The sequence below is a fragment of the Phycisphaeraceae bacterium genome, assembly GCA_015709595.1.
In the GTDB taxonomy this organism is placed as follows: Bacteria; Planctomycetota; Phycisphaerae; order Phycisphaerales; family SM1A02; genus CAADGA01.
This window is the reverse complement of the sequence record CP054178.1, coordinates 2,275,202-2,298,009: the sequence shown is the minus strand read 5'-3', so window position 1 is coordinate 2,298,009 and position 22,808 is coordinate 2,275,202. Positions and strand designations below refer to the sequence as shown.

The following is a 22,808-nucleotide window of genomic DNA, read 5'->3' as shown; positions in this document are numbered from 1 at the left end:
TCCCGCAATGCTCCGGATTCCCCGTTGCGCTTCGGGCATCCTTCCGATATAAAGGGATGGACGGGCCTTGGGCGCGCCTCAGGTCCACAACGAGGTCGCATGAAGAAATCACGGAAGATTCCGTTGGCCACGACCTTCACGCTGGCGATGCTGACCGGCGGGACTTCGTTCGCGCAAGGCGCGGGCGCGGCGACGAACGACGCACTGGCGACGCTTCTCGAAGCGAGCTGCCTCTCGTGTCATCAGCCGCCACGCCCGAAGGGCCGAGTTGATCTCAAGGCCCTGCTGTCGGTTGAACCCGACTCGATCGACCTCAGGACGCTTCGTTCACTGCGGAATGTTCTGGTGCATGGCGACATGCCGCCAGAGGGTGAGCCGCGCCCCGACCCGGCGCACCTGGCCGCGGCGGTCATCATGCTGGATGACCTGATCCGCGCCCGCGCGGCCGCCCCCGTCGATGGACCCGTCGACCCGGGCCGCGTGGTGATGCGGCGGCTCAACCGCGTGGAGTACGCCAACACCATCCGCGACCTGCTGGGCGTGGACTTCGACGCGGCGCGGTTCCTGCCGGCGGACGAAGTCGGCCACGGCTTCGACGTGATCGGCGATGTGCTCACCATGCCGCCCCTGCTGCTGGAAAAGTACTTCGACGCGGCGGAGCGCATCGCCTCCGAGGCGTTTCCCGATCCGCTGCCCGAGACGCCTCAGGTCCGCCGCGTGCCCGCCGGCGAGTTGCGCGTCGATGGGCGCGGGGCGTCGCTGCGCGGCGGCGTGCAGCACCTGTCCACCAACGCCACGGTGATCGCGCGGCATGACTTTCCGATGAACGGGCTGTATCGCATCACCATCGAGGCCGCAGGTCAGCAGGCCGGTCCCGAACCGGTCAAGATCGCCCTGCAGGTGGACGGCCGCGCCGTCAGGACGTTCGACGTGCCCAACCCGCTCGATGCGCCTGGCGCGTTCACCGCCGAGGTGGTGGTCAACGCGGGCGCTCGCCGCCTCGGGGCGGCATTCACCAATGACTACTACAAGGCGGATGACCCCGATCCGCGCAACCGCGACCGCAACGCGGCGATCATCGCCATCAGCATCGAGGGTCCGCTCGACGCCGGCGTGGGCGGGGCCGCCCAGCGCGCCGCCGCCAACCGCGACGCACTGCGCCAGCGCGACCCGGAACGATGGGTGCGCGACACCGTCGCCCGGCTGGCGACCAGCGCCTTCCGCCGCCCGGTCTCGCAGGCCGACGTGAAGGATCTGCTCGACGTGGCCGGAACCGAGGGCACGCCCGAGTCGCGCGTGCGCACCGCGGTGACGGCGATGCTCGTCTCGCCGCGATTCCTCTATCGCCCGGAGCCCAGCAGCGGGCGGCCGCGCGATCTGGACGGCTACGAACTGGCGACGCGGCTCTCGTACTTCCTGTGGAGCAGCGGACCGGATGAGGAACTGCTCAAGGCCGCCGGCTCGGGGGAACTGAACTCGCCGCAGGGGCTGGAGCAGCACGCGACGCGCCTGCTGGCGGACCCGCGCTCGATCGCCCTGGCGGAGAACTTCGCCACTCAGTGGCTGCAGATCCGCGACCTGCCGCAGCGCTCGCCCGACCCGGCGCGTTTTCCGGGTGTGGATGCGTCGCTGCTGAGCGCCATGCAGGCGGAGACGATCCTGCTCTTCGACGCCGTGCTGCGCGAGAACCGCAGCGTGCGCGACCTGCTCGCCTGCGACTTCACCTTCCTCAACGAGCGGCTGGCCAGGCACTACGGCATCCCCGGCGTGCGCGGCGAGCACATGCGCCGCGTGCGGCTGCCGCGCGGCATGACGGGCGGCGTCATCGCCCACGCGGGCGTGCTCACCGCCACCAGCAACCCCACGCGCACGAGCCCGGTGAAGCGCGGCAAGTGGGTGCTGGAAGCCCTGCTGGATGACGCCCCACCGCCCCCGCCCCCCGGCGCCGACAGTTTCGAGGCGGCCAGGGACAAGACCCGGGCCCGCACCGTGCGCGAGGTGCTGGCCCAGCACCGCGCCGACCCCAACTGCTCCGTCTGCCACCGACGCATGGACGCCCTGGGCTTCGCGCTGGAGCACTTCGACCCCGTGGGACGCTACCGCGCCACCGACAGCGGACTTCCCGTCGATTCGCTGGGCGAACTGCCCGACGGGCGGACCCTGCGCGGCATGGATGACCTGCAGAAACTCCTGCTCACCGATCAGGCCTATCTTCGTTCGCTGGCCAGACACCTGCTTACCTACGCGCTGGGGCGCGGCGTGATGGATGCGGATGAGCCGCTCGTCGCGCGCCTGGTCGAAGCGCTGGAGCAGGAGCCGACGGTCGCCTCGCTCGTGCGCGCGATCGTGCGGTCCGATGCCTTCCGCCGAGGCGGCGGGGAGAGGAGCGGCGGATGATGAACTTCAACAGTGGCACAGGCATCTGTGGCGCACGCATCAGTGGCACAGGCGTCCCCGCCTGTGACCATCCCAGCACGCATCGACATTCTTGAAGGTGACCCCATGACCCATCGCCCCATCCATCGTGACGGCCGCGTCCAGATCAACCGCCGCACCGTGCTGCGCGGCGTGGGGGCGGCCATGGCCCTGCCCCTGCTGGAAGCGATGACGCCGCTGGCACGCCTGGCCCAGGCCGCCGCGGATCCGCTTGGCGCGTCCGGGGTCGCGGGCGGGTCGCAAGCAGTCCCGCGTCTCTGCTACATCTTCTTCCCCAACGGCGTGCATTACGAGGACTGGAAACCCATTGGCTCAGGCCGCGACTACACCCTCTCCCCGCTGCTTGAGCCGCTGGCCCGCCACAGGGATGACATGCTCATCATCTCCGGGCTGGCGCACCACAACGCCAAGGCGCTGGGCGACGGACCGGGCGATCATGCCCGCTCGGCGGCGTGCTTCCTGACCGGGGCGCACCCCGTCAAGACCGCTGGGGCGGATATCGAAGCCGGTGTCAGCGTCGATCAGGTCGCCGCCAGGGCGCTCGAAGGGCGCACCCGCTTCGCCTCGCTCGAGCTGGGCTGCGAGCCGGCCATGCAATCGGGCAACTGCGACTCGGGCTATTCCTGCGCCTACTCCTCCAACATCTCCTGGCGCACGCCCAATACGCCCAACCTCAAGGAGATCAACCCGCGCCTGGTCTTCGAGCGGCTCTTCATGCTGGGCGATGAGAATGAATCGCCCCAGCACCGCACCGAGCGCATCGCCCGCCGCAGGAGCATTCTCGACTACGTGCGCGACGACGCCCGCAAACTGGAGCGCAAACTGGGCGACCGCGACCGCCGCAAACTCGAGGAATACTTCGACAGCGTGCGCGCCATCGAAACCCGCGTGGAGCAGGCGGAGCGGCTCCGCGACGACCCGGACGCCATCGCCGGCTTCCCGCGCCCCACCGGCACGCCGCGCGACTACCGCGAACACCTGGACCTGATGGCCGACCTGATGGTGCTCGCTCTGCGGCTGGACCTGACGCGGGTCTGCACCTTCATGATCGCCAACGAGGGCTCCAACCGGCCCTTCCCCTTCCTCAACATCGCCGACGGGCACCATCACCTCTCGCACCACGGCGGGGACGGCGGCATGGTCGAGAAGATCCGCCAGATCAACCGCTTCCAGAGCGAGGCCTTCGCCCGCGTGCTCGACAAGTTCAAGCAGGTGAAGGATGAGACCGACCCGGAAGGCGCCTCGCTGCTCGACTCGACCATGATCGTCTGGGGCGGGGCCATCAGCGACGGCAACCGCCACAACCACGACCAGCTCCCCGTCATCGTGGCCGGAGGCCGCCGGTGCGGTGTGGAACTGGGCGAGCACCGCGTGCTCAAACACGAGACGCCCATGTGCAACCTGCACCTGGGGATGCTGCGGCGGATGGGGCTGGACACGCCGTCGTTCGGGGATAGCAACGGCGTTCTGTAGCAAGCGGTCGCACTCACCCAGCGCCTCCGCCGGGCGAGTATTCCGGCGTGTCGGCGATCATCGCAGCCACCTGGTCGAGTCGCTGCTGGTATCGCTCGCCGGTTTCCCGCGGCATCGCCGGGATCAATCGCCTCGCCAACTCCAGCTGCTCGATGGCCTGAGCGGAGCGGCGATCCCGCGCCAGCAGCGCCGCAAGCCGCAGGCGGGCCTCGGGCTCGTGGGCGCCCCGATCGATGAGTTCACGCAGGAACGGCTCGGCGAGGCGGGGATGCGGCGTCCACTCCAGCAGCGATGCCGTCCGCAGCAGCAGCCCGTCCGGGCGGATCAGCCCCCAGCGGTGGAGCGCCAGGGCGTGGCCGACACCCGTGGCGGCGTGGCGCTCCGCCGCCGGTTCATCCCCCCGCGCCAGGGCCTGCTCAGTGGCGTCGTAGGCGCGGTTCAGGGCGACCTCGTGCAGCCGCATCGAGGCGCTGTGCAGCGTGAGCAGCAGCACCATGAAAGCCCCGGTCAGCCAGCCCCAGCCGGCCAGCGTGACCGCGCCCTGTCGCGCCAGCGTCAGCCGGACGGCGCGCACCGGCACGCCGCCGATCACGCGCCAGGTGGTGAGGGCGATCCACGCCAGCAGCGTGGCCAGCGCCACCGAAAGCAGCAGCGGCAGGGCGTCGTACAGCCCGCGGAAGATCAGCACGCCGAGCACGATGATCGCGGCGATGGCCAGTTCCTCGCCCCAGGAATAATCCGCGCGCGGGCGGCGCACGGCGCCGCGCTTCCACGAGGCGAAGAGCGCCGGCGCAGCGATACCGTAGCCGATCGCCCCCTCCGGACAGGCGGCGACGCAGTCCAGGTCCTTCAGACACTGCGGGTCCACCACGCGGCCGAAAACCGTCAACTCCGAATGCACCCGGATGTGCGACTGGCACGCGGCGGTGCAGGCGCCGCACTGGGAGCAGTCGCCCCGCGCCACGATGCGCCCCGGGGCCAGGCGGTCCATCAGCCCGAAGACCGCGCCGTACGGGCAGCCGTAGCGGCAGAACGAGCGCGACCCCAGCGCGTACACGATCACGAAGCCGCAGATGAGGAACGTCAGCCCCGCGATCCACGGTCCGGGCAGGTTGCGCCAGAAGTCGTCGGTGACGAACGAGCCCCACGGGTCTTCAGGCCGCATCACGCGCCAGGTGGGCAGGGGCTCACCGGCGAGCAGACGCTGCGCCGTCGGCCAGAGGAACATCAGCCCCATCACCCCCAGCGGTGTGAGCAGCATGGCGCGGGAGCGCACCGGCTTGGGGCGGATGTGGACCTTCTCCAGCAGCCAGGCGCACAGGTCCTGAAGGGCCAGAATGTGGCAGCCCCACGAGCAGAAGAACCGTCCGAACAGCAGCACGGACAGCGTGATGAGCACCATGAACACGAACCCGGCGGTGAGGATGCCGAGCTCCAGCGTGTACACGACCTCGTTCAGTTCCAGCGGGGCCAGGGTGCGCCCGGCCAGACGCCAGTGGACGATGTGAGCCGCGATGAGCAGGTGAACCGCGATCAGACACCCCGCGCGCCGCCGACCAAACGATCGCGGTCGGTCGGCGGGCGCGGGGGCAGGGAGTATCGGCGTCGCACGCATGACTCGCTACTGCGGCGCGCCGAAGGAAATCGTGGCGCTGACCATCTCGATGGGCGGGGCCTTGTCGGTGCGCAGCCACAGGTCGTGGAGAATCTCGCCCCAGTCGTCGGTGTGATTGCCGTCGCGCAGGGCTTCGATGTAGTGACGGGTGACGACCTGGTAGTAGAGCGTGACGGTGGCGGAGACGGCGCCGACGGGAATGGGGAAGGCCGCGTCGTCCCAGTGCTGACCGTCGGCGTAGGCGGTCCCGACGACGGGCGCGCCCCCCTGCTCGAAGGCGGCGTTGCTGAAGCCGCGCGGCGGGATGCGCGTGTCCTTCATGATCGTGTCGGCCAGGGCCATGTGCGTGGTGACGCCCCGCGGCAGCCCCGTGGCCCGCGCGGCGCGGGCGCTCAGCCCCACCTTCATCTCGTAGAGGCGCGTGGAGCGTTCATCCAGCCGCGCCTGACGCCGGTTGTAGCGCCCGTGCTCGTGGACCAGGTTGCCCTGGGCGTCGAAGAAGCGCACGTTGAGGAAGACGCGCCGCCCCTCGATATGCCCGGTGGGCAGCTTGTGGCCGGTTTCGTTGATGACGCGCACGCCCAGGTCGCTCCCCCGCTGTTCGAGCTCGAGCGAGGCGGCGCGTCGGAGCATCTCGATCGCCTTGACGCGGCCCCACTTGAGCGCCTCCTGGTCCACCTCGGGGTCGTGTTCATAGTGCAGCCCGATGATCTCCAGCACCCATGCCGCCGAGCCGGCGAAGTCGTGCGTCGCCATGTCCTCGCGGTTGGGGCCGAAGTAGCAGGCCCTGTCCGAGGTGCGCGGCATGTGGCAGTCCTGGCAGGTGGAGACCACCGTCACGCCCTGTCCGCCGAAGCGGCCTCCCATGTCCACCCCGCCGTTGGCGAAGGCGCTGAGCTTCCATTCGGTATAGGTGCGCTCAAGCGGGAACTGCATCCACGGGTTCTCGTCGGGCGTGCGCTTGTCAATGGCGTTGTAGCGGTAGGTGCCGTCGGACTGCCGCGTCACGGCCACGTTCCCCACGTCGTGACAGGTGCCGCAGAACTCGCCCGTGCGGTGAAAGGCGGACTGGATGAACTCGTGCATGGGCTCGGCGTCGGAGCGCGGCCCGCGCCGAGCGCCCGAGGGGTCGAGCACGAACATGGCGTTGGCGTAGAACTGGGGAACGTGCTCCAGACCCTGCAGGATGGGCACGTCCTCCGGCGGGCTGACGCCCTTCTTGTAGATCGGGTCCACCATCGAATGGCAGAAGTGGCAGGAGACGCCGTCACGGTCGTAGTCGGTCAGCGACTGGCCGCTGGCGTCGTACGCATGACCCGAGACCATCGACAGCGGGACATGGCAGCGCAGGCAGAAGTAACCGGCGTTGGCCACGTCCTGGTTGGCGGTGGCGAGCTGCGCGTAGAAGAGCGGGTCGCGCCCCGCGTTGCCCATGAGACTGCTCTTCCAGGCGGAGTAGGGCTCGGTCGGCTCGGGACGATACTCGTAGTACGGCCCGTGGCAGTACATGCAGCTGTGGCTGGTCCAGATCGACTCGGCGGAGACATCGCCGATCTGGGTGCCGGAGAGGTGGAAGTCCTCGAGCGTCATGTTGAAGATCGCCGCGACGGCGGCGGCGGCGAAGCTCAGCACCAGCCCAGCGGCGGCGAGGCGGATGGGAAGGCGGCTGGATCGTCGTGGAGAGTGGGCGGACATGGCGTGCTCCGGCGCGAATGGCAGACACCGTATATTTGGATCGACATATCCGGTATAGCGGTACCCTACCACGCGCCGGATCGCTGTCAATGGGAAAATCGCGGGTTGGCGCCACGACCCGCCTGGGAACTATGGATGTTCTGGGCCCCTCGTCCGCTCCGCCGACTGAGTGACCGGTCACACGCCCGCGGCGACCTCGTGGGCGACCCCCGCTCCCACGCCGTCCTCCCGGCGGTCGGGGTTGAAACGCTCGATCCTCGCGCCCAGCAGGGCCAGCGTCTCATCCATGCGCGAGTAGCCCCGGTCGAGGTGGTAGACGCGGCTGACGACCGTCTCCCCCTGGGCGGCCAGTCCGGCGAGAACGAGGCACGCGCTCCCCCTCAGGTCGCTGGCCATCACCGGCGCGCCCACCAGGTGCGGCACTCCCTGCACGATGACCGTCGGACCCTGGCGATAGAGCCGGGCGCCCATGCGGCCCAGCTCGGCCACGTGCATGAATCGCTCGGTGTAGATCTTCTCGGTGATGATGCTGTTGCCGCTGGCCAGGCAGAGCAGGGCCATCATCTGGGCCTGCAGATCGGTGGGGAAGCCGGGGTGCGGCTGCGTGGTGATGGTGACGGGCCGCAGCACGCGCTGACTGGTCACGCGCACGGTGCAGCAGCGCGGGTCTTCGTCCAGGTTCACGCGCTCGAAGTTCACCCCGATCTCGTTCATTCGGTCGAGGAAGGCGATCATGCTGTCCAGCGGGTAGTCGTCGATGGTGACGTCGCCGTTGGTGATGGCGGCGGCGATGGCGTAGGTGCCCGCCACGATGCGGTCGGGAATGACGACGTGATCAGCCCCTCCCAGCTGCTCCACCCCCTCGATGATGATGCGCGGCGAGCCCGCGCCCCGAATCCTCGCGCCCATGGCGTTGAGAAGTTCCGCGAGGCACACGATCTCCGGCTCGCAGGCGGCGGACTCGATGATGGTGGTTCCCTCGGCCAGGGCGGCCGCGCTCATCACGTTGGCGGTGCCCAGCACCGTGGGACCCATCGGTCCGCCCAGGAAGATGGTGTTGCCCCGCAGGCGGTCGGCGGTGGCGATGATGTAGCCGCTCTGCAGTTCGACCTTGGCGCCAAGGGCCTCCAGCCCGCGCAGATGCAGGTCCACGGGTCGGTCGCCGAACACGCAGCCGCCGGGCATGGAGATCTCCGCCCTTCCGCGCCGGGCCAGCAGTGGCCCGAGGACGCAGATGCTGGCCCGCATGGTCTTCACGATGTCGTACCGGGCGCGGGTGGCGCTGGTGTCCTGCGTTCGCAGCGTGATGGTGCCGTGCGTCCCGGATGCGGCGCAGCCCAGCTCGTCGAGCAGGCGGGACATGTTGGCGATGTCCGACAGGTCGGGTACGCGGCGCAGGGTGATCGGCTCATCCGTGAGCAGAGCGGCCGCCATCAGGGGCAGCGCCGCGTTCTTGGAGCCGTCCACCGCGATCCGGCCCGCGAGCCGGGTTCCTCCCTGAATCCGAAATGCGTCCATGAGTGGGTGTCTCGTGAATCTTCCGTGAAAGACCGCGCGACGACTGCCGCCCCGGGTCGGTCGAGGGAGCGGCAGTCGCCGCCTGACAGGAGAACCGATGCCGGGCGGGATCTGGGGTAGATGACAGTTTGTCCGCCGAGGTAATGGATCGGCAGGAAGCGGCTTCCACCCGCAGGAATGGACCGCACAGGCCGCAGAGTCGCCCGGATCGTCGCAGGTGGCCCCCTTCGGCGCGATTGGCGACCGATCCGGTTGGCCGGGTGGACCTGAATCGTACGTTCGACCATGAGCCCGCCGCGCCGGCGGGAGGAGGATCGTCACGATGCACATTGCCATGACCGCAGGTTGCGCCGGACTGCTGCTCGCCACGGGCGCGCTCGGGCTGTACTCACCGGCCTTGCCCGCACCGATGACCAGCGCGGTCCTGGAGAGCGACTTCTCGCCCGACACGATCGTTCTTCCGGGCAAGGTGCGTGACTTCCGTCCCATCTCGTCCGGCGTGCCCCATCCGGACTTCAACAATCCGGCCCTCAACGGCCCCTACTGCCGCTATGTGAAGCTGACCCTCGACGCGGACGGCAAGCCGGAATACTCACCCGGCACCGGATATCGCGTCAGCAAGGAATGGCGCGACAGCGACAACAACAAGATCGCCTGGTGCCTCTACGACCCCACCAAGGGCGACAGTGCGGGGACATGGGGAGCCGCCAGCAACGGCGCCGTCACATCCGCTGAGACGTTCGCTCAGTGGTTCCGCGACGTGAAGGACGTGAACCTCGCCACCTGGTACGACCTGGTGCTGACCAAGATCCCCAACGGGCCGTACGCCGGGTGCTGGTCGTTCGAGACCAACGACTTCCATCCGTTCCTGCCCATCGAACACAAGCTTCATGGCAACGGCAATGATCAGCACAACTGGTTCTTCACCTATGAGCTGGTGGCCGAGTTCACCTACCAGCAGGACGCCGGGCAGTTCATCCGCTTCAAGGGCGATGATGACACCTGGATCTTCATCGACGGCAAGCTGGTCATGGACCACGGCGGCATCGCCGGCTCGCGCGAATATTTCGTCAAGTTCGACCGGCTCGGGCTGACCCACGGACAGACGTATGACATGCGGTTCTTCCACGCCGACCGCAAGCAGCCCCAGTCGCAGTTCCACTTGTGGACCAACGTGCCCTTCCGACCCGTGACGGGTCAGGCCCAGATCAACGTCAGCCCGGTGTCTGACTGAGTGAACACGCATCACGCTCCAGTGATGGCGCATGAAACCCTGCGAACGCCGCCCACTCCGGGCGGCGTTCGTGCTTTGACATCACCCATGCCGCCGGAACATTTCTCCCCTGGTCCGATCGGGCATCTCCAGACGCGACATGTGCCGTTTCCCAGTCGTGACAAACGGACCTTTGGCGGAACTTGGGCAGTCGTTCCGCATGCAATGATTCAGTGGAATCGTACGGTTGAGCGTGGACCCAGGGGACATCCCGGAACGGGATGGGAAGGAGAAACACCATGAAGCGTCGATCCACTCTTGCCCTCGGGCTGACCATCGGAAGCGCCGGTCTTCTCGCCATGACCGCCGCGGAGCCGATCGAGCCCCTTGCGACCCTCGAGGAAGATCCCCCGCCCTACATTGAACTCACGGGCCTGGTGCGCGACTTCAAGGAGCGCACCGTGGCGGGCGGGCATCCGGACTTCGAGCGCAAGCCGGCCAATGGCTTTGGACTCTACTGCGGCAACGTCTCGCCCTACCTGGGCGAGGACGGCAAGCCGGTCTTCACCGGGACCGGCAAGAAGGTGACTTCGCAGTGGAAGGACTCAGCCGGCCGACCCATTTGCTACACGCTGTACAACCCGGCTCTGGGCGACGTGGCCGGCGCCTGGGGCGTCGCGGACAAGGGCGGCATCACCTCCGCGGATTCGTTCCGGTCGTGGTTCCGTGACGAACTTGGCACCAATCTGTCCATCTCCAAGACCGTCACGCTGCGATTCGTCCGCCAGCAGGACGGTTCCTACGTCTTCGACGACAAGGAAGATGCGACCTATCAGTCGCTGGGCGGCTTCTTCCCCATCGAACATCAGCTGTTCGGCAACCCCGGCGGCTCACCCAACCGCAACTTCCACTTCACCTTTGAACTCCACACCCAGTTCACCTACAAGGCCGACGGGGCCCAGGTGTTCCAGTTCATCGGCGACGACGACGTGTGGGTATTCATCGACGGTCGTCTCGTCATCGACCTCGGCGGCGTTCACGGCGCCACCTCGCAGTACGTGGACCTCAACCGGCTGGGGCTGGTGGACGGCCAGACCTACAACCTCGACTTCTTCTTCGCCGAGCGTCACCGCACCCAGTCCAACTTCCGCGTGGTGACCAACCTGCGGCTGCAGGCCCCCCCGACGCCTCCCGCCACCATGTCGCCGGTCTTCGACTGAGCTCTTCCGGCTGACCCTCATCACCTGGATCAGGCATCCGCTGTTTGCCCATCGCCGCCCCCGCCTCCGGGGGCGGCGATGCTTCCGCCAATGCATGCGACCGATCGGGCGGGATTCCCTATGCTCTCCATGACACGCGGCGTCGGTTGATGCGGGCCATCCGTGGTTTCGTGACGGACCGCCGCATCCGAACCGTCCCACGTGTCAGGAAGACGGATCGATGCCCCCCCAGATCACTCATCAGACCAAGGAATGCCCGCGTCGCGCTCGCCTGGCCCGGTGCGTCAATCGATCCGGCGCCGTGCCGCGCCTTCTGGTGCTCGGAATGGTCGGCGCGGTGATCCTGACGGGATGCCGCAACGGCGGCGAGGACGTGGACCCCGGAGATGACCCAGCGATCAAGGCGACGCCGGAGGATCTCGATTCGCCATCATCACCACCGGGAGAGGTGACGTCGCTGGCCGGTTTCACCAGCGACGTGCTGATCGGCTCGCCGCCGAGTCGCGCCATTCCGCCCGACCAGAACTCTCCCCGCGCCGCGGCCCAGGCCGTGGCCCTGATGGCCAACGCACCTCCCCCACCCGCGTCCGATGAACTGGCGGCCCACCAGGCGCTGCTCGCCGCGGCGATGGACTTGTCGCGCCGGAGCGGGTTCGACGCCCGCCGGTTCGCGCTGCGGCCTCCACTGCTGGTCTCGGGCGGGGTTTCGCCGCGGGAATACTACCTCCGCGTGCTGGCCTCACTCGTCGGCGAGCCGGGCGAACTGGCTTGGGTGGATCGCGACGCCTCCGACCCCGCGTCGCTGCCGGGCACGCGCGAGCCGGCCACGACCATCCGCGTGGACATCCTTTCCTATCGACGGCTGGACGCCCGGTGGACGGAAGTCGCCGCGGAACTGGTGGTCACGTCCCCGGATGGCCGAGTCGTCGGACAGCGGGCGTTCGTGGAACGAAGAAACCCCGATCAGCCGTGGTCGTTGCGTCTCGACCCGCTGCGATGGACGCGCTGACGGACGTCGCCATCCGCAGCGCGATCCTCTCCGGCGCTCGCATGCGAACACCTGTCGGATGCCCCGACTGGCGGCCGGCAGCTGTGCCCGTGATCCGCACAACCGGGCTCGGCGCGTCGTAGAATGGAGGGTGTCGCGGGGCATGGGAAATGACCGGTCGGGGTCCGTCCCCGTCCGCCGCATCCTGCCTTCCAGGAGTCTCATGATGAACAGCACGACTCGATTCCTCGGCCTGTGCGCTCTGCTGGGGGCGTCCGTTACGACGCTGGGGGGCTGTCTGGCCGTGGCCGCAGCGGCTGGAACCGGCGTGGGTGTGGCCTACGTCATGGGTGATCTGGAAGTGACGTTCGATGCCGCGCCGCCCGCGGTGGCGGAGGCGGGCAAGGGCGCGCTGGAAGAACTGGGCGTCACCGTCATCTCGTCCGCGTCCACATCCGTGGACGGCGAGGTGGTCGGCCGCACCGCTCAGGACAAGAAGATCACCATCAAGATCAAGGCGCTGGGGGAGAACTCCAGCAAGTCGAGCATCCGCGTGGGCACCTTCGGCGACGAGGCGGTGTCGATGTCGGTCTACGAGAAAATGAAGGCGCGGCTGGGCGGGTGATTACCCATTCGACCGACCAGCAGCCGCCGCCCGGCGGGGGTCGTGCCGAATCGTGTCTCATTCGATGACGCCAACCGCCGCGCCGGCGACACCATGAACGACCTGGCCCGCTATCACCGACAGATGCTCCTGCCCGGCATCGGCCCCGACGGGCAGAGGCGGCTGCTGGACTCGCGCGTGCTGATCGTGGGGTGCGGCGCGCTGGGCACCGTCATCGCTGACGCACTGGCCCGCGCCGGCGTCGGCGCCCTCACCCTGGTTGATCGGGACGTAGTTGAACTCACCAATCTCCAGCGCCAGGTGCTGTTCGACGAGGATGACGTGCGCGAAGGCCGACCCAAGGCCATCGCGGCGCGTGACCGGCTCGCCCGCGTCAACTCGCAGGCACGGGTTCACGCGGTGGTCGAGGATTTCAATCACACCAACGCCGAGCGGCTGGCGGAGGGCGCGGACGCGCTGCTCGACGGTCTGGACAACTTCCAGACGCGCTACCTGCTCAACGACCTGTCCGTCAGCCGCGGCATCCCCTATTTCTACGGCGGCGCGGTGGGGGTGACGGGCATGGCCTGCGCGTTCCTGCCCACGGTCCCGACGCCCTGCCTGCGATGCGTCTTCCCCGAGCCGCCCCCGCCCGGATCGACGCCCACGTGCGATACCGCGGGCGTGCTGGCCGGCGCGGTGGCGTGGGTGGCGCACCATCAGGCGATTCAGGCGATCAAATTTCTCACCGGGAACGCCGAGGCGGTGGACCGATCGCTCATCACCTTCGATGCGTGGCGCAACGAGTTCCGTCGGCTGGACATTGCCGGCGCCAGGCGGGACGGCGCATGCCCCTGCTGCGGGCAGCGGCGCTTCGAGTACCTGCACGGCGCGGCTGGGTCGAGCGTCACCACCCTGTGCGGCCGCGGGGCGGTGCAGATCAACCCGCGACTGGACGGCGCGGGGCGGCGCGAGGGCGACGCCTCCATCGATCTGCGCGTCCTGGCGGCGCGTCTCGCGCCCCACGGCGAGTTCCGCGTCAATGACCACCTGCTGCGCGGCCGCCTGCGAACCGAAGCGGGCGACAACGGCGCGCCGATCGAACTGACCGTGTTCGCCGACGGGCGGACGCTGGTGGCGGGCGTCGAGCATCCGGCGCAGGCGCGGGCGGTCTTTGACCGCTACATCGGCGGGTGAATCGGCGGACACGAGACGCCTTGAATCGAACCGCCAGTCCTGACTGGTGTCAGTGCCGTCCGTTGCTCGAAGCCGCGACCGACTTCGAGCGCGAACCGTTGAGCGGCACGCGGTCGTTCAGAAACGCCCGCATCCGCGCGAAGAGCAGAGCGCAATCCCGCTGGGTCACCGCGCCCATGGTGGCGATCTGCACGATGCCCCGGTCGAGCAGGTAGCCGCTCAATCCAGACAGCTCAAAGCCCCAGCCGAGGCAGAGTTCGCAGAACTCCTTGGATGACAGCCCGGGAGGCGGTGTGAACGACGTGATGACCGGCGCCGCGTCCGGACCATCCACCATGATGCGGAAGCCCAGCGACTTCAGGCGACGCCGCACGTAGTCGCCCATGGCGGCATGGGCCTCGAACCGGGCCCGGCGCTTCTCGACCGTGTCAAAGCGGGACAAGGCGGAGTCCAGCGCCAGCAGCACGGGGGATGACACGGTGAAGCGCGGCCCGATGGTCGCCATTGTTTCGCGCAGGTCGAGGTAGGTGGGCACGCGGGAGGCGTCGACGTGGTCCAGGGCGCCCTCGCGGGCGAAGACGAACGCCAGCCCAGCGATGGCGCCGATGGACTTGCCGCTCACCCCCGAGGCCAGATGAGCACGGGAGATGTCCATCTCGAATCCGCCCAGACTGCTGACGCAGTCAAGGCACACCTTGACGCCGCGGGCTTCGGCCATATCGAGCAGCTGGTCCACCTTGTTGACCATGCCGGTGGAGGTTTCGAGGTGGGCGGCCCAGACCCAGTTGATGTCGGGGTCGGCGTCGAGGGCGGCCCGCACCCGGTCCAGATCCCACGGGGTGCCCCAGGGCCATTCCACGATCTGGTAATCCATGTCGTAGCGCTTCGCCTGGGCCGAAAGCCGACGCCCGAACTCGCCGTTGACCAGCACCAGACCGCGTTTGAGGGATCGGTCGGCGGCGATGGTCGCGCCCACCACTTCGTTGGCGAGCGTGCCGCTGCCCACCATGATGGCGCACTTCAGCCCGCCCGTCATGTCGCTGAGGATGCCGCGGATGCGCTCGTATCGCTCAATGAAGCCCGGTCCGCGATGCGACACGGGACGCTCCGAGAGAACGCGGCGGATCTCATCGGACAGCTGCACCGGCCCGGGCAGCAGCGAAACCGTGCGGATGGGCCCTTCCGCCACCTCCTCGATCACCCGGTTGCGGCAGCGTCGCGCGTCCCGACGGATGTTCTCGGGCAGGTTGGCCAGCGAGAGGGCCATCGGAATGAACCGCGCCTCGCCCTGTCCCACCGCCGGCCCCAGCGGACGGAACCCCATGCGCTCGTACATGTCGCGCTTGGAGTCGATGCCCGAGATCACCATGTGCGAATAGCCGTGCGCCTGGCAGTACTCGAACAGCAGCCAGAGGAGTCCGCGGGCCACCGGACCGAAGCGCTTTTCCTGCTCCACTGCGAACAGCCGGACCTCCATGATGCGGGGCAGGTGGTCCAGAATGGAGGGGTCAGCCAGCCGGTCGGCCACGGAGAAGGGCGGCTGGTCGTGGGAGGCGATCATGCCGATCACCCGCCCATCCTGCAGGGCGATGAAATAGCGATTCTTGTCGTGGAACTTGTCCACCAGGCGCCCCAGCCCGTTGTCGGCGTATTGGCCGATCTCGCGGACGAAGGTGCGATGGTTCAGTTCGTGAACCTGGTCCAGTTCATCGGGCGTTTCAGCGGTCTTGAAGGTGTAAGGGCCCAGGTCCACTCGAAGGCCGCGCTGATCGCGGTCCAGAACGCCGACCAGGTGAACGACTTCCTCGTCCAGCCCTTCCGCCATCTCGATTCCGGCTGCGCCGTTGATTCCGTTCGACGAAATCATCGTTGGTTTATCTCACGTGCTGACGATCGCCGCCTGCGAGGCGAGCGGGGCATTCAGTCCGACCCCCTCGCCCCAAGCCGACCCTGACGCGGAACGGCAACGGGCTTGGCCTACGCCGATGGATGACCGCACCATCCGCGTAGCACGTCCCGTGGGGCATCAGGATAGCGATTCCTCAGCGGTTTGCAGGTCCATCCACCACCGGTTCCTCATTCGGGACAGCGCCTTGCCGGCCCATCCCCCGTGTCGCGCTGTGCGGGCGCGCGGCCCGTGATGATACCCGCATTGTCGCCAAACGACACGCCCCTACGCTCGACGGGTTGGGAATCTCCTTTCCCACATTCCGTTCATGTCGGAACCCAACGTCCGAGAACACGCTTCGGGGATACTCAACCGGGCTTTGAGCGGGTACAGCGGGGATGCAATCCCGCGTCTCATCGCTGCATGGCAAGCCGGGCAACGCGGTCCAGCACAGTCCTGGTCCGTGATTCCTGCTGATCCCCCACCCCCAGTCGCGATCGAGGAAGGTTGGCGAATAACCCTGCCGATCGGGATGGGACAGGCGTGTGCATCGGGTGTGGATGCCTTGTGGATTCGCGATCATGGTTCCATCCGGCTGGGTGTTATCGTCGCCGTCGTACGGTTCGCGCCTCCTGCCTGGACCCCTCCACCGACCTGAACCGCCCCCCTCCACCGACCTGCCCCGTTGGATTGGACGTTCGTCGCCGCAGGTTCCTCAGCCCTCTGCTGTCGAAGCGACCACAGTCGCGCGCCGGACGCGTCGATATGACCGGTATGGCTCATCGAGGCAGTTCATCCAACCGTCCAGACGGGCTGGTTCACAGCCGTCTGGCTGGAACCCCGGACATGGCCGACCTGGTCGAGTACTTCGTTTCCGAACTGGGTGAACGGGTGGACGCCATCTCGAAGGCGCTCGAGATGGAGGACCGGACCACCCTTCGGCGGATCGCTCACCAGCTCAAGGGGGCGGCCGGAGGATACGGCTTTGACGTGATCGGACACGCCGCCTCGCGTCTTGAAGACGCCACCCTCGCCGACGAGGCCGATCTCAGCGCGGTCAGGGAATTGACGGAGGATCTCATCGACCTGTGTCGTCGCGTGACGGCCGAGCCGGCCTGACGGGTCGGCGAGCGTCCGGGGGAAGGTCGGAGGATCGGGAGTGCTCAGCGGGCATGACGACAACCGGACACCATCCCGCGCGGCTGCTGGCCATCGATGATTCGGTGCTGATCCATCGGCTGCTCAAGGCCCATCTGCGCGACGAGGCCGTGGAGCTGCACTCCGCCACCTCGGGCGCCGACGGGCTGCAGATGGCCCGCGCGCTGAACCCCGACGCCATCCTGCTGGACGTGGACATCGGCGACATGACCGGATTCGAGGTGCTGTCGGCGCTGAAGGCCGACCCGATCACGCATCAGACGCCGGTGCTGTTCGTCTCGGGCAGCTGCGACACCAACGACCGGGTGCGCGGGCTGGATCTGGGCGCCGTGGACTTTATTCTCAAGCCCTTCGAGATCGCCGAACTGAAGGCCCGCGTGCGCTCCGCCGTGCGCATGACCCGCCTGATCCGCATGTTGGCCGCCCGCGCCCACCTGGACGGCATGACCGGGCTGTGGAACCGGGCCTACTTCGACGAGCGCCTGCATCAGGAGTTCGCCGAGGCCGTCCGGCACCGCACCGACCTGTCCCTGATCCTGGCGGACATTGACCACTTCAAGTCGATCAACGATCGCTTCGGGCACCCGTTCGGCGACACCATCCTGGAGGACGTGGGGAGAGCGCTGTCGGAGAACCGCGTCACCGACATCGTGTGCCGCTACGGAGGCGAGGAGTTCGCGCTGATCCTGCCCCGCGAGAGCGCCTCGGGCGCCGCCATCGTGGCGGAGCGCTGCCGTCAGGCCATCGAGAATCGCCGCTGGCCCCTGCACCGCGAAGTGGTCGTGACGGCCTCCTTCGGCGTAGCCGACCTGCGGTCGATGCATCCCGCCACCCCGGCTTCGCTGGTCCAGGCCGCCGACGAGGCCCTGTATGACGCCAAGCAAGGTGGACGCAACAGCGTCCGCGTGCATGAAGGCGGCCGCCAGAAGCAGCGCAAGATCGCCTGACCACGGCGGATCGAACCGCTTCGCTTCTCCACCACATCCATCGCACAACCTCCCTGAGAATGGAACACTTCGCGGGGATGGCTGGTCCTCCTTGTGTCCGGGAAACGACGCGGCGACAATGCACGTCGGCAACCTCAGGGAGAGACAAGTCCATGTCATATCGAAACGTGCGCTGGTCACGCCGTGTCCGAACGAGCTGGATCATGGCAGGCGTCGTGATTCTGGGCGCCATGCCTGGTGGACGGGTGTCGGGGCAGGATCCCGGTCTCCCGCCTCCCAGCGGCCAGGCGCCGGCGCCCAAGGCGCCGGGCGAGCCACCCATTCAGGACAAGCCGGACGCCCGCGCCATCGTCCAGGAGATGCTCAGGCGCTTGGGCGACCTGTCCTCCATCCAGTCGCTGCGGCACACCACCGCGATCCCGCAGGAACTGGCGGATGCGACCAGCATGCCGCGGCTTCTCCAGCTCTCCTGGCTGCGTGCCGACGCCATCGAGCTGCGCGGCACCGGCGAGAAACGCGACGCCATGTGGGGAACGTACTGGGAGGGATTGGGCTGGAGCACGGAGGATGGCGGAAAGACATGGGTCATCGAGAAGAAATCGGACTACATCAACGCGCTCCGCTGGTTCTCACCCATGTCCGTCCTTCTGGATCTTCACGCCACGCCGTCACTCATCAGCGATGGCGGACGTGAGAAGGTCGGGGAGCGCGATTGCCACCGCATCCTGATCGAGCGTCCCCACCTGGACAGGGACGTCGCCAGGTTCGCGCTGCTGATCGACGCCGACGCGTTTGTGCTGCGCCGGATCGATACGACTCTGCCCGTCGTCATCGAAGCATGGGAGACCGTCCAGGGAGTTCGCGTCCCCACGCGCGCCTCGGTGTCGGGCGACGGCGTGCGTCTGGAGACGACGTACGCGGACTACACCCCCAACGTCGTGCCCGAGTCGATCCGCGTCATGCCAGACGCGGTGCATGCAATGTGGATGCAGGATCACACGCTCGATCCACGCCGCTGGCAGGGACGCGCCGCCATCCGCACGATTCAGGGCCGGCTGGGGCGGCTGGCGCAGGCCGGGCCTGTCACCACGACCGCCACGCTGCCGGAAGACTGGATGCAGGTGCTGGGCGTCAAGCCCGAGCAGATCGCCGCGGACCGTGAGGTTTGTCTCGGGCTCAACCCCATGGAGTTTCTGCGGACGCTGCAGGAATGGGTCGTCGCCGACGTCGAACTGGACGAAAAGCAAGGCGAGGAACCGATCGTCGTCCTCTGGCTGGAGCATCCCGAAGACGACCTCGAAGTTGCGCTGGGGATAAAGCCCGACGGCGAACTCATCGGCATCGAGACCGAGTTCTTCTATCTGGACGTGACGGAGTGGCGCGAGCAGGACGGCGTCCGCGTGATCAGCAAGGCCGTCTGGGGAGATCAGTGGTCGGATGAAGAGATGAACGTCGTGTACAAACAGGTCACATTCGGCGCTCCGGAAGCATCGAAGTCACCCCCGGGGGGCTCAGGGCCGAGCCGAGCGTCCACGACCACCACTTCGGCGGCGAACGGACCGGCCGCCCTGGTTGATGGGGCGTTCGGGCTGATGGGTTCCGCCGCGTCGCTCGACGCGGTGAGCACGCTGTCGCATCAGTTCATGCCGCCGGCCTGGTTCGCCGCCCGCACACGCCTGACGGAGCGGGTGAACGTCGCCGCCCGCCCGCCGCACCGTCTGCTCTGCGCGACCAACGACGCCCGACTCGGCTCGATCACGCAGGTCTACGACGGCGAGATCGCGTGGATGCGCTGGGAAGGCCGGGGCGGGTGGCGACGCAATCCGCCGGACCTCTTCCTTGACTTCGAGCCCGCCCTTTCGCCCGCCGCCTATCTGCTGACGGTGCGCGCCCTCAAGCCGACCTACACCTTCATTGAGACGCCTGGTGACGACGCCGTGAGGCGGATTCGCGCCGAATCGGGCGATTTCACCTGTACGCTGCTGATCGACGCCAGGAGCGGGCGATTCAGCGGCATCATCGACGGCGCCGGTCGCACCCTGCGCCTGGACGAATGGCTCACCCGGGGCGAGTTCACGTGGCCCGTCGCCGCCACGCTCGATCTGCCGCGACACGAAGGCGGACAGGCGGCGCTGCGGTATGCCGGCTACGAGGTCAACATCGTGCCCGAGGCGATGTTCGCCCGCCCGCCCGACGTGCGCTGACTCGCGGCCTGTCTGAAGCGGATCGGTATCATTCCTGTCTCGTGCTTCGATCCCACCGATCCCCAGCCAGGAGCGGCTCATGTCCCTTCGCCATTCATCCGCGGTCGTCATCGCCGCCCTTTCCCTCGCCGCCGGAACAATGGTGACCGGCGCCCTGACCAGCCCCGCCGCGCCGCAGTCGCAGGCGACTGATCAGAGGATCGTCTCCGTCAACCTGACGCGGCTGCTCAACGACCTGGAGGAGACGGCCGCCATCCGCACGCGGCTCAACACCCTGGCCGCCGACATGCGCAAGGAGCAGGAGAGCCGCCAGTCGGAGATTCAGCAGATGCGCGACGAACTCGACGCGCTGCCGGCGGGCTCGGATCGCACCCGGGGGCTGCAGGAGCAGCTGCTCATCAAGGCGGCGGACTTCAAGTCATGGATGGAAGTGAAGTCGAACCTGCGCAATCTCGAGGAATCCATCGAGTACATGCGCATGTACGACAAGGTGCTCAAGGCGGTGAAGGAGCTGGCCGAAGCCCAGGGGTATGAGTACGTGCTGCTGGATGACACCGACATCCGCATTCAGCCGGGCACGCCCGACGAGGTGATTCCGCAGATGTTCACCCGTCGCATGCTGTTCGCCAGCGGGAAACGCGATATCACCGGTGAAGTGCTGGTGCGGATGAACAACGCCTTCCGCGCGGGCATTCAGTGACGCCAGCGATTTCTTACCAGCGCTTGAAACCGATGACCGATCCGAAGGCGTCGCCCGCTTCGTTGGCGTCTCGCACGCCCCTGCTGCCCTGATGCCAGACCTGATCGGCCGCAGCGCTCAGGCCCGCCGCGGACCCATAGAACACCTGCACGCAGCCGCAATCGGCCACGCCTCCCACATCCTCGCCCGGGACGCCCACCACCAGGTCGTCGAACCCGTCGCCGTTGTAGTCCCCCTTGCCCAGTGCGGCGCCGAACCGGTCATCCGACTCCGCAACATCCAGCACTCCCGTGGTGTTCTGATGCCACCGGAACGCGGGGAACGCGCCCAAGCCCGGCCCGAAGCCAAGATCGCCGGGCAGCACGTGGATCACGCCCGCGGAGACCGCGGCGCCGATTGACTGCTCGGGCATGCCGATGACCAGGTCATCACAGCCGTCGCCGTTCCAGTCGCCCGTGATCACCGCCACGCCGTACTGGTCATCGGGCTCATTTCCATCCAGCCCGAAGCGATCCTGCTCGAAGCTCTGATCCGGGTGCCAGCCGAAGGTCAATCCCGCACCCGGTATTCCGCCGGTCACGAACACTGACCCCGCGTTCATGATTCCGCCGAGATCCTCAAGGGGTGCGCCGATGGCCACGTCGTCGGCCCAGTTGCCGTCGAAATCGCCCGCGGCCACGGACCAACCCAGTTGATCGCCGACCTCCTCCACGTCGCCGCCCGGAAAGATGGACTGCGTGAGGAGCACGATGCCGCCGAACTCCGTGCCGCGCGGCCCGCCGTGAAAGGCGAAGGCCTGACCGCAATTGACCACGCCGAGGCGATCGAAGCCGGGCGCACCGACGATCAGGTCGTCGTACCCGTCGCTGTCGAAGTTCCCCACCGCCAGCGACCAGCCGAACATGTCACCCGGCCCCGGCGTCATCCCCCAGTGGACCAGATGAAGCGGCGCGCGGCGCGGGATGAGCATGAGCCCGCCCGGTGCTCCATACGCCAGCCACGCCACGCCGGCATCCGCCGCATCAAGGTCGTCCAGCGGCGCGCCGATCACCAGGTCGTCGGCGCCATCGCCATCGAAATCACCGCTGGCAAGAGAGAGCCCGAATCGGTCGCCGGCGCCGACCGCACGGGCGTAGCTTGCCTCGCTGATGATCCACGATCCACCCGACCCCAGACCCGCGTGCCCGCCGTAGACAACGTACACCCGACCGGCGTCCGCGACGGCGACGATGTCGCGCCCCGGCGCGCTGATCGCCAGGTCATCGAATCCGTCATCGTTGAAGTCGCCGATGGCGAGCGCCTCGCCGAACCTCGAACCCGCCTGCGGCGACACCCCGGCCCACCACGTGGCGGACTCGGTGAACAGCCGCGCATCGATGGGCGCGCCCGACGCGATCGTGGCGCGCAGTCCGCCAACCGAACCGTACAGAACATGCACGGCCCCCGCATCCACCCTCAGTCCCACATCTTCGTCAGGCACGCCAATCGCCAGGTCGTCAAACCCGTCGCCGTTGAAGTCGCCGCCGGGCAGCGCTGCCGCGCCGCCGGAGAGGACGAGGCCGATCACACCCGCGAGCAGGAAAGAAACGTCATTGGTTTGAACGAGTCGCACGCACATGGCCACACTCCTTCTTTGCGGACAGGCCCGGCTCTGGACGTGCCACAACAACCATGCCAACCCGCCAGGCGCGGATGGATCGGGTGCAGGGCCACGCCGTGTGCGAGCGGACACCCTTCGGTGCGCCGTGATACCCAGTGCCGAGTGATTCGAACGATGGCTCGAATGACCGCTCGCACCCTTCCGCACGTTCACCCGCATCACAGCGGCTCCCCCGGTTCACGTCGTCACGCGGCGGACTGCGTGGCGCCGGACATCCGCCGCAAGCGACTGGATCAGATCATGGTAGTGGATCGGTGAACCGCGCCGTCGTGGGCGTCGGCAGCGGTACACT

At 67.8% G+C, this 22,808-nt stretch carries 16 protein-coding genes; 11 read left to right on the top strand and 5 right to left on the bottom strand.

Going from position 1 to position 22,808, the window contains the following annotated elements:
- Positions 1-99: 99 nt before the first annotated feature.
- Together HRU76_09710 and HRU76_09705 are read left to right on the top strand one after the other, a co-directional pair.
- The gene (locus tag HRU76_09710; protein ID QOJ17841.1) at positions 100-2,397 is read left to right on the top strand and encodes a DUF1592 domain-containing protein; all 2,298 of its coding nucleotides are present in this window, start codon (positions 100-102) and stop codon (positions 2,395-2,397) included.
- A 105-nt stretch (positions 2,398-2,502) separates the two neighbouring features.
- Positions 2,503-3,909, top strand: a complete 1,407-nt coding sequence (locus HRU76_09705) for a DUF1552 domain-containing protein (protein QOJ17840.1) — start codon at positions 2,503-2,505, stop codon at positions 3,907-3,909.
- A 13-nt stretch (positions 3,910-3,922) separates the two neighbouring features.
- On the opposite strand, the gene HRU76_09700 is transcribed toward HRU76_09705, so the two are convergent.
- From HRU76_09700 to murA, 3 genes are all read right to left on the bottom strand, one after another.
- Positions 3,923-5,524, bottom strand: a complete 1,602-nt coding sequence (locus HRU76_09700; GenBank protein QOJ17839.1) for a 4Fe-4S binding protein — start codon at positions 5,522-5,524, stop codon at positions 3,923-3,925.
- A gap of 6 nt (positions 5,525-5,530) precedes the next feature.
- On the bottom strand, positions 5,531-7,219 hold the full coding sequence (locus HRU76_09695) for a hypothetical protein (protein QOJ17838.1): 1,689 nt from the start codon (positions 7,217-7,219) through the stop codon (positions 5,531-5,533).
- A 177-nt stretch (positions 7,220-7,396) separates the two neighbouring features.
- Positions 7,397-8,737 (bottom strand): UDP-N-acetylglucosamine 1-carboxyvinyltransferase, encoded by a 1,341-nt coding sequence (murA, locus tag HRU76_09690; protein ID QOJ17837.1) that lies wholly within the window; start codon positions 8,735-8,737, stop codon positions 7,397-7,399.
- Between the two features lie 322 nt (positions 8,738-9,059).
- Between murA and HRU76_09685 the strand changes: the two genes are divergently transcribed.
- The 5 genes from HRU76_09685 (at position 9,060) to HRU76_09665 (ending at position 13,959) form a co-directional block, all read left to right on the top strand.
- Positions 9,060-9,971 carry a fibro-slime domain-containing protein gene (locus tag HRU76_09685; protein ID QOJ17836.1) on the top strand — a complete coding sequence of 304 codons (912 nt, stop codon included), beginning with the start codon at positions 9,060-9,062 and terminating at the stop codon, positions 9,969-9,971.
- 338 nt (positions 9,972-10,309) lie between these two features.
- Positions 10,310-11,170 carry a fibro-slime domain-containing protein gene (locus HRU76_09680; protein QOJ19159.1) on the top strand — a complete coding sequence of 287 codons (861 nt, stop codon included), beginning with the start codon at positions 10,310-10,312 and terminating at the stop codon, positions 11,168-11,170.
- Between the two features lie 301 nt (positions 11,171-11,471).
- Positions 11,472-12,179: a hypothetical protein gene (locus tag HRU76_09675; GenBank protein QOJ17835.1), complete on the top strand. Its 708-nt coding sequence runs from the start codon at positions 11,472-11,474 to the stop codon at positions 12,177-12,179.
- 202 nt (positions 12,180-12,381) lie between these two features.
- The gene (locus HRU76_09670) at positions 12,382-12,783 is read left to right on the top strand and encodes a DUF3568 family protein (protein QOJ17834.1); all 402 of its coding nucleotides are present in this window, start codon (positions 12,382-12,384) and stop codon (positions 12,781-12,783) included.
- A gap of 93 nt (positions 12,784-12,876) precedes the next feature.
- Positions 12,877-13,959 (top strand): ThiF family adenylyltransferase, encoded by a 1,083-nt coding sequence (locus HRU76_09665; GenBank protein QOJ19158.1) that lies wholly within the window; start codon positions 12,877-12,879, stop codon positions 13,957-13,959.
- Between the two features lie 49 nt (positions 13,960-14,008).
- On the opposite strand, the gene HRU76_09660 is transcribed toward HRU76_09665, so the two are convergent.
- Positions 14,009-15,826, bottom strand: a complete 1,818-nt coding sequence (locus tag HRU76_09660; GenBank protein QOJ17833.1) for an aminotransferase class V-fold PLP-dependent enzyme — start codon at positions 15,824-15,826, stop codon at positions 14,009-14,011.
- A gap of 795 nt (positions 15,827-16,621) precedes the next feature.
- Here HRU76_09660 and HRU76_09655 point away from each other — a divergent pair.
- From HRU76_09655 to HRU76_09640, 4 genes are all read left to right on the top strand, one after another.
- The gene (locus tag HRU76_09655; GenBank protein ID QOJ17832.1) at positions 16,622-16,966 is read left to right on the top strand and encodes an Hpt domain-containing protein; all 345 of its coding nucleotides are present in this window, start codon (positions 16,622-16,624) and stop codon (positions 16,964-16,966) included.
- Positions 16,967-17,019: 53 nt separating this feature from the next.
- Positions 17,020-17,952 (top strand): diguanylate cyclase, encoded by a 933-nt coding sequence (locus tag HRU76_09650; protein ID QOJ17831.1) that lies wholly within the window; start codon positions 17,020-17,022, stop codon positions 17,950-17,952.
- A gap of 203 nt (positions 17,953-18,155) precedes the next feature.
- Positions 18,156-20,156, top strand: coding sequence for a hypothetical protein (locus tag HRU76_09645; GenBank protein QOJ17830.1), 2,001 nt, complete (start codon positions 18,156-18,158; stop codon positions 20,154-20,156).
- A gap of 79 nt (positions 20,157-20,235) precedes the next feature.
- Positions 20,236-20,856 (top strand): OmpH family outer membrane protein, encoded by a 621-nt coding sequence (locus HRU76_09640; protein QOJ17829.1) that lies wholly within the window; start codon positions 20,236-20,238, stop codon positions 20,854-20,856.
- A gap of 13 nt (positions 20,857-20,869) precedes the next feature.
- On the opposite strand, the gene HRU76_09635 is transcribed toward HRU76_09640, so the two are convergent.
- On the bottom strand, positions 20,870-22,474 hold the full coding sequence (locus tag HRU76_09635; GenBank protein QOJ17828.1) for an FG-GAP repeat protein: 1,605 nt from the start codon (positions 22,472-22,474) through the stop codon (positions 20,870-20,872).
- Positions 22,475-22,808 lie beyond the last annotated feature (334 nt).